Source organism: Holdemania sp. (assembly GCF_986127675.1).
On sequence record NZ_CFQZWI010000109.1, the window covers coordinates 1 to 8,656 of the forward strand.

At 44.2% G+C, this 8,656-nt stretch carries 8 protein-coding genes; all 8 read left to right on the forward strand.

Annotation, left to right across the window (positions count from 1 at the left end; all coding sequences use genetic code 11):
* A partial coding sequence (locus AC5OW4_RS12990; RefSeq protein WP_493677058.1) for a F0F1 ATP synthase subunit gamma occupies positions 1 to 477 on the forward strand: 477 nt, incomplete at its 5' end.
* Positions 478 to 491: 14 nt separating this feature from the next.
* A complete protein-coding gene (gene atpD, locus AC5OW4_RS12995) occupies positions 492 to 1,895 on the forward strand; it encodes a F0F1 ATP synthase subunit beta (protein WP_006057953.1) in 1,404 nt (467 codons plus the stop codon).
* 3 nt (positions 1,896 to 1,898) lie between these two features.
* On the forward strand, positions 1,899 to 2,291 hold the full coding sequence (gene atpC / locus AC5OW4_RS13000; protein WP_072683274.1) for an ATP synthase F1 subunit epsilon: 393 nt from the start codon (positions 1,899 to 1,901) through the stop codon (positions 2,289 to 2,291).
* Positions 2,292 to 2,559: 268 nt separating this feature from the next.
* Positions 2,560 to 3,840, forward strand: coding sequence for an amidohydrolase family protein (locus AC5OW4_RS13005; protein ID WP_072683275.1), 1,281 nt, complete (start codon positions 2,560 to 2,562; stop codon positions 3,838 to 3,840).
* Between the two features lie 263 nt (positions 3,841 to 4,103).
* A complete protein-coding gene (locus tag AC5OW4_RS13010) occupies positions 4,104 to 4,346 on the forward strand; it encodes an AAA family ATPase (protein WP_200798748.1) in 243 nt (80 codons plus the stop codon).
* A 29-nt stretch (positions 4,347 to 4,375) separates the two neighbouring features.
* The gene (locus AC5OW4_RS13015; protein WP_255370382.1) at positions 4,376 to 5,335 is read left to right on the forward strand and encodes an ATP-binding protein; all 960 of its coding nucleotides are present in this window, start codon (positions 4,376 to 4,378) and stop codon (positions 5,333 to 5,335) included.
* A 686-nt stretch (positions 5,336 to 6,021) separates the two neighbouring features.
* The gene (locus AC5OW4_RS13020; RefSeq protein WP_072683276.1) at positions 6,022 to 7,077 is read left to right on the forward strand and encodes a Fic family protein; all 1,056 of its coding nucleotides are present in this window, start codon (positions 6,022 to 6,024) and stop codon (positions 7,075 to 7,077) included.
* Positions 7,077 to 8,579: a type I restriction-modification system subunit M gene (locus AC5OW4_RS13025; RefSeq protein ID WP_072683277.1), complete on the forward strand. Its 1,503-nt coding sequence runs from the start codon at positions 7,077 to 7,079 to the stop codon at positions 8,577 to 8,579. Before AC5OW4_RS13020 ends, AC5OW4_RS13025 begins: the two co-directional genes overlap by 1 nt.
* Positions 8,580 to 8,656 lie beyond the last annotated feature (77 nt).

Sequence of the window (8,656 nt, forward strand, 5' to 3'; positions counted from 1 at the left end):
CAGAAGGGATTTAATCTGATCCGCGAGCCGATCGGCTCCGATCATGTTGATTTCTATGTGTTTAACGATCTGGCGGATGAAGCGCTGAAACTGTACGTCAGCGGTGAGATTGGCAAGATTCAGATTCTCTATTGCCAGTTTGTCAACGCCGTAACGTTTACGCCGCAGCTGCTGACGCTGCTGCCGGTCAGTCCGATGGAACGCGAAGGCCGGGAGTTTAAGGTGGAAACCTTATTTGAACCGGGGCCGGACGCCATTCTGAATTCGTTAATTCCGATGTACGTCCGCTCGTTGTTATACAGCGCGCACATGCAGACCAAAACCGCGGAACAAGGTTCCCGGCGGGTGGCGATGGAAAGCGCGACGGATAACGCCGACGAGCTGATCGACAAGCTGACGCTGCAGTACAACCAGGCACGTCAGGCGGCGATCACGCAGGAAATCACAGAAATTGTCGCCGGGGCGGACGCCTCGTAGCGAAAGGAGAATTTATGGCTAAAAATATTGGAAAAATCGTACAGGTCATCGGACCGGTCGTGGATATCCGTTATGCCGCCGGTCAGCTGCCGGCCTTGAACAATGCGATCGTGGTGGAGAAAGGCGAAGGCCAGCGCATCACTGTCGAGGTGGCTCAGCATATTGGCGACGACGTCGTGCGCTGCATCGCGATGGCTTCCACCGATGGTCTGGTCCGGGGCATGGACTGCCTCGATACCGAAGCGCCGATCAGCGTGCCGGTAGGCCAGCAGGTGCTGGGCCGGATGTTCAACGTCCTGGGCGATGAGATCGACGGTCTGGGCGAACTGCCGGAACCAAATAAAAAACTGCCGATTCACCGCGCCGCGCCATCCTTTGAGGAACAGCTGACGTCCGCGGAAATTCTGGAAACCGGCATCAAGGTCATCGACCTGCTTTGCCCGTATGCCCGCGGCGGCAAGATCGGTCTGTTCGGCGGCGCCGGCGTTGGCAAAACCGTGCTGATGCAGGAGCTGATCCACAACATTGCCAAGGAACACGGCGGCATGTCCGTTGTGGCTGGGGTCGGCGAGCGAACCCGTGAAGGCAACGATATGTATCATGAAATGAAGGACTCCGGCGTTCTGGACAAGACCGTGCTGGTCTATGGTCAGATGAACGAAAGCCCGGGCGCGAGAATGCGCGTGGCGCTGTCCGGCTTAACGATGGCGGAATATTTCCGCGATCAGGAAGGTCAGGACGTCCTGTTGTTTATCGACAATATCTTCCGTTTTACCCAGGCGGGTTCGGAAGTTTCCGCACTGCTGGGCCGGATGCCGTCGGCGGTCGGTTATCAGCCGACGTTGGCGACGGAAATGGGTCAGCTGCAGGAACGCATCACCTCGACCAAGCGCGGTTCGATCACGTCGGTTCAGGCAATCTATGTGCCGGCGGACGATCTGACCGACCCAGCGCCGGCGACGACATTCTCCCATCTGGACGCCAAGACGGTTCTGGATCGTTCGATTGCGGCGCTGGGCATTTATCCGGCGGTGGATCCGCTGGAATCCAGCTCCCGCATGTTGGATCCGCTGGTTGTCGGCGACGAGCATTACGAAGTCGCCCGCGGCGTCCAGCAGCTTCTGCAGCGGTATAAAGAGCTGCAGGATATCATCGCGATCCTGGGAATGGACGAATTGTCGGATGAAGACAAGAAAATCGTCAACCGGGCGCGCCGGGCACGAAACTTCCTGTCGCAGCCGTTCCATGTCGCGGAACAGTTCTCCGGGTATAAGGGGAAATATGTACCGTTGAGTGAAACGGTCCGCAGCTTCAAAGAGCTGTTGGCAGGCAAGTATGACGATCTGCCGGAACAGGCGTTTATGTTTGTCGGCACGATTGAAGAAGCGGCGGAGAAAGCCCGCCAGCTGGGGCAGTAGCGTATGATCCACTGCCGCGTGGTGACGCCGGAAGGACTGGCGAAGGAAATGGATACCACCATCCTGAATGTGGTCAGCACTGTCGGTCAGCTGGGAATTTTATCCCGTCACGTACCGCTGGTCACGCCGCTGGCCATCTCCCGCATGATTACGGAAGAAAGCGACGGCCGCAAGGAATACGCGGTCGCCGGCGGTCTGTTATATTTTGAAAACGATCTGGCGACGATCCTGACCGACGCGATTGAGTCCAAAGAGGAAATCGATCTGCGCCGGGCCGAGGAAGCGAAGCAGCGCGCCGAAGCACGGCTGGATGATCCGAATATGGACATGCGCCGGGCAGAGGTGGCTTTGAAAAAAGCGATCAACCGGATCTCCGTGAAAAACGAGCTCAAATAAACCAAAGAAAACGACGATCTGATCTGAAAAGGAAAGGTCGTCGTTTTTCATGTTTTCACCGAGCTTTTAAGCAGTCTTGATAAAAAGAAGATTAAAGGGATTGAATTCCGGGGAAAGATAGAAAGAAAAATAGGCGGGAACCGGCGGCGAACTGATTTGTTTTCATGAGTTTCAGAAAAGGATCGGCAGTTATTGCCCCATTCTTCCGCAAAGCGGTTTCAATCTGAAAAAGAAACTCTTATAATGATAGGAAAGGGAAGGGTGACTTATGAAAACAGTTTATATCCATGGAATCCTGTTAGATGGTTCCGAGAACATGGAACCGCAGGTGGGGATGGCCGTGATTACCGAAGGGGAAAAAATTATCGCGATCGAGCCGCAGCAGTCCGCTTATGAAGGCGCGCAGGTCGTCGATCTGAAAGGGCAGTACATCATGCCGGGGTTGATCAATCTGCACGTTCATCTGCCGGCCAACGGCAAGCCGAAGAAGAAACAGAGCGATCCGAAGAAACTGGTCAAGCTGATGACAAGCAACAATTTCCTGCGCAAAATCATGTTGAAGATGTGCGAAGGGTACGCAAAGACACAGCTGATGAGCGGCGTGACGACGATCCGCACGGTCGGTGGCGTTGAGGACGTCGATACGAAAATCCGCGATGCGGTGCTGGCGGGCAAAATTGACGGACCGCGGATTTTGGCGGGGAATATGGCAATTTCCGTGCCGGGCGGCCACATGGCCGGATCATTGGCGTATGAGGCGACCTCTCCGGAACAGGCACGGTCTTTTGTTCGTCAGATCGCCAAGGAAAAGCCGGATCTGATCAAGCTGATGATCACTGGCGGCGTGCTGGACGCGAAGGTTAAAGGGGAGCCGGGAGAATTGAAAATGTCGCCGGAAATCGTGAAGGCGGCGTGCGAAGAAGCGCATGCTCTGGGGCTGCAGGTAGCGGCGCATGTGGAAAGTCCGCAGGGCGTACAGGTCGCGTTGGAAAACGGCGTCGATACGATCGAGCATGGCGCGATGCCGAGCGCGGAGATTATCCAGCTGTTCAAAGACCGCAAGGCCTGCCAGGTGGCAACACTGTCACCCGCCCTGCCTTATGCATTATTTGACCGGGCTGTCAGTCATGTTTCAGAAATGGAACAGTACAATGGCAAGGTCGTTTTCGACGGCATTGTCGAATGTGCGAAGGAATGTCTGGCCAACGGCATTCCGGTCGGCCTGGGCACGGATACGGGCTGTCCGTATATCACACACTACGATATGTGGCGGGAAGTCAACTACTTCCATAAGTTCTGCGGTGTTTCCAACGCTTTCGCGCTGTATACCGCGACTAAACGCAACGCCGAGCTGGTGGGAATCGGCGATCAGACAGGTTCCATCGAGGTCGGCAAGTGTGCGGATTTCATCGTCACGGAAAAGAATCCGCTGGAAGATTTAACAGCGCTGAGGAAGGTCAGCATGGTGGTCGCCCGCGGCAAGCGTTATGCGGATCCGCAGGTCAAGAAAATGCCGGAGGTCGAACAGGCGCTGGATCAGTTTATTTAGACATAGGGATATAAATACAACGATTGCCGGACTGCAGAGATACAGCCCGGCGATCGGTTTATAAAGCTTAAAGAGGGATGAATAAGCGTTCAATTTGATCATTTAGGGATTCAATGATATCAAATTTACAAAAATGATAAAATTGAATAGGGCTATTCCAGATATCATAATAGAAATCAATCCACCCATAGGAGTAATAATAGAATTATCGATTATAAAAATTGAATTCAGGCTACGATGAGAACGTATAGTGGAGGACGATCATGATAGAAAGAAAGACATACTTAGATCAGCTTTCAGCCTGGAAAGATGAAAAAGTCATCAAGGTGATCACCGGTATTCGCCGTTGCGGAAAATCGACACTATTAAAGCAAATGCAGGAACGTATGATAAAAGAAGGGATAATAGAAGATCAAATTATTTCAATCAATTTTGATGGCTTGGAAGATGAAGCTTTGTTAGATTATAAGACACTATATGCTTTATTCAAAAGCAGTTTTGTTTAAATAAAAGGACCTATATCTTTCTTGATGAAATTCAAAGAGTAGAAGCTTTTGAAAAAGTCGTCGACAGTCTCTTTTTAAAGGAAAATGTGGATATTTATATAACAGTTTCCGATACTTATTTACTTTCTGGTGATTTAGTTACTTTATTGTCAGGGCGCTATATTGAAATTACGTTGTTGCCTTTATCCTTCAAGGAAGTTGTTGAAGCGCAAAAACCAGAGAATCTCGATCAGGCATTTTTGAACTATATGCGTAACGGCGGCTTTCCTTATCTTGCCACAGTGAACAAGACATCCGAAAAAGCTCCGGATTATCTGGAAGGAATTCTGAATACAGTCGTTGTAAAAGATATCGAAGAACGTCAGAATCGAAAAAATAACGACGGGAATCAGCGAAAAACAACAGATGCGGCGTTATTGCTTACCATCGCTCGTTATTTGGCGAGTGTCGTTGGCAGTCCGGTATCCGCTAAAAAGGTAACAGATACGCTGATTTCCAGCGGCAGAAAAATTTCGCCGAATACCGTGAGCGATTACATGGAAGCTTTGTCAGAAGCGTTTATTTTTTACAAGGCAGATCGTTTTGACGTCGTAGGAAAACAATTACTGAAGGTTAATGCGAAATGGTATCTTGTGGATTTAGGACTTCGGACTGTGATGCTGCCGCGAAAGAATTATGATCTCGGTTTTTCGATTGAAAATATCGTATATTTAGAACTTCTACGAAGAAGATATCGCGTGTATATCGGTAAACTGGGAAATACAGAAATTGACTTTGTAGCTCAAAAACAGGATATAATCACGTATATTCAGGTAACAGCGAACATGACGGCGGAAGAAACGTTTAATCGTGAAATGAAGCCTCTGCAAAATATCCAGGATAATTATGAGAAAATTGTTCTTACTTTGGATCGTTTTACACCCGGAAATTACAATGGAATTAAAGTCGTGAATGTCATTGACTGGCTGCTTGAAGAATCGAATGCATAGGGGCGATATGTTCTTCGGTATTACGTGGTGTGCTCAGAATACGATCGAAAAAATCATGCAGGTCTGTAAAGCTCTGAGGACTGGTTAAAGATTTTAGTAAGTAAGCTTTAAGAATAGCCAAGGAAGGTGAGCGGAATAATGAATTATGAAATTGTAGAGGGAATTGATGAATCTTCTTATTTTGTTTTGCCCTGCCATCGTAAAGGGTAAGAAAAAAATATGCTATGATAATGTAGTGCTGAACCCGGTCAAAAAAAGTCTTTTATATACTATATGTGTGATGATCAAGATCCTGATTATGGTAATAATGATCCAGCAGCAATAAGACAACATATGAGGTGGTCATTGATTTTTATGACGGTTTGGAAAAAGACTGCGTAAAATGGTGAAAAAAACCCGAAAACCAATCTTATATCTCTATTATGAGACCTTAATTAAGTAAAGTTATGGCATGATTAAACGCAACGATGTCCTAATCTAATAATTCAAGTTCACTTTTTTAGCAATTCAATTTTATCATTTTAGATTTTAATTATATCAAAATTTTAAAAATGATAAAATTGAATTGCTTTTTGATAATATTGAATCTATAATGAAACTGTCGGAAAGCATAAATTCTAAATTCGTTTAAATAGGAATTCTGATTTCTGGACTTATTGATGTTTCTCTGCAGAAAGGAGACGGATATGAAAAAATTTGAATATAGCGAATTATCGAAAAGTTTATTGACACCTCAAATTGTTTCCTTATTGACAACTATTCATGAATATAAAGGGGAACAAAATCTGTTTATTGAATCCAATGCAGATAAATTAAGCGATCTTGTTGAAATTGCAAAGATTCAAAGCGTAGACGCGTCGAATAAGATTGAAGGCATTTATACATCTGATGAGCGATTAAAGAAAATTGTTATGGATAAAACGATGCCTAAGACCAGAAATGAGAAAGAAATAGCGGGTTATCGGGACATATTAAATATGATTCACGAAAACTATGATTACATTCCGATTCGATCAAATTACTTTTTACAGCTGCATGGAGGGATGTATAAGTTTACAGGTTTAAGCATTGGTGGAAAATATAAGAATGCCGATAATATCATCGCTGAAACGGATTCTCAAGGGAATAGTAAAATCAGATTTCGCCCCGTCGAATCATGGAGAACGCCTGAAGCTATTGATGAATTATGTGATGCATACAATCAAGCCTTGAAAGATAATGTTGATCCACTTCTTTTGATGCCCATGTTTATTTTGGATTTCCTTTGCATTCATCCGTTTAATGATGGCAACGGAAGAATGAGCCGATTACTAACATTATTACTTTTGTATAAATCAGGCTATATTGTCGGCAAATATATCAGCATCGAAAAGCTAATTGAAACTACAAAAGAAAGCTATTATGAAGCTTTGCAGCAAAGTTCGCTAGGCTGGCATGAAAATAATAATGACTATACACCCTTTGTTGAATATTATCTAGGTGCCATTGTTGCCGCATATCGCGATTTTTCTTCACGAGTCCAAATTCTGATTGAATCCGGATTTTCTAAACCTGAAAGGGTACGCGCAATTATTAAACGAAATGTGGGCAAGATTACAAAAGCGGAGATTATGAAACAATGTCCGGACATCAGTCAGATTACGATTCAAAGAGCTTTAATTGAATTAGTTGATAAAGGAGAAATCATCAAGATTAGCGGAGGAAGATATACTTCCTATATTTGGAATGAGGAGAAAGAATAATGATTACAGGTGAATTAAAAAATAAGATTGATAGTTTATGGGATATCTTTGCGGCAGGTGGCTTAACCAATCCGTTAGAAGTTATTGAGCAAATAACGTATCTAATGTTCATTCGTGATTTAGATGATGTAGATAATAAAAATGCAAAAGAAAATGCGATACTGGGTTTACCCTTTAAAAGTATTTTCTCAGAACAAGTTCAAATTGGTGAAAGGTCAATTAATGGGAATCAACTTAAATGGTCAGTCTTTCATGATTTTCCTGCCGGCAAGATGTATGAGATTATGCAAGATTGGGTTTTTCCTTTTATTAAGAATCTACATGCTGATAAGAACAGTGCGTATTCAAAATACATGGATGATGCGATATTTAAATTACCAACTCCTTTAGTTTTATCTAAGGTCATTGATTCACTGGATGATATTTATGATTCTATGAGCAAATCTGAAAAAAAAGATATCCGAGGAGATGTATACGAATATCTTTTGTCGAAGATTGCGACGGCGGGCAGGAATGGTCAGTTCAGAACACCAAGACATATTATTGAAATGATGGTCAAATTAGTAAATCCGAAACCAGAAGATACGATTTGTGATCCTGCTTGTGGAACCGCAGGATTTCTAGTTGAAGCCAGTACTTATCTTATCGACACTTATAAAAATGATATTTTAATGAATAAGGAAAATCGAGATCACTACATGAATCATATGTTTCATGGTTTTGATATGGATCGAACGATGCTTCGAATTGGAGCCATGAACATGATGACACATGGGGTAGAATCTCCTTTCATTGAGTATCGGGACAGTCTTTCGGATCAAAATTTGGATCAGGATAAATACTCGTTAGTTTTAGCAAATCCTCCGTTTAAAGGCACATTAGATGCGGAATCCGTATCATCCGATCTGTTAAAAGTCGCTAAAACAAAAAAGACTGAGTTGTTATTCTTGGCTTTATTTATAAGAATGTTAAAGATTGGCGGTCGTTGCGCTTGTATTGTTCCGGACGGAGTTTTGTTTGGATCAAGCAACGCTCATGTGCAAATCAGAAAAGCGCTTATTGAGGAGAATCGACTGGAAGCTGTCATTTCCATGCCGTCTGGCGTATTTAAGCCATATGCCGGAGTTTCTACAGGAATCCTCATTTTCACGAAGACAGGTCACGGTGGAACAGATAAAGTCTGGTTCTATGATATGAAAGCTGACGGCTTTTCATTGGATGATAAACGTTCAATAGTCAAAGAAAATGATATTCCAGATATCATTAATAGATTTAAAAACCTTGATAAAGAAATTGATAGAAAACGTACAGATCAAAGCTTCTTTGTCAATAAAGAAGAAATTGTGAATAACAACTATGATCTTTCTATTAACAAATATAAAGAAGTCGTGTATGAAAAAGTGGAGTATGCGCCAACTCATGAAATACTTGCGGATATTGTGGCATTAAACAAAGAAATAGATAAGAATTTAGAAGAACTAAAGGCTTTACTGGAAGGATAGAAAGGAGAAAAATCTGAATGATAAATTCGGATTTGTGGGGATGAATGGATGAATAAAATTAAACTTTCATCAATATG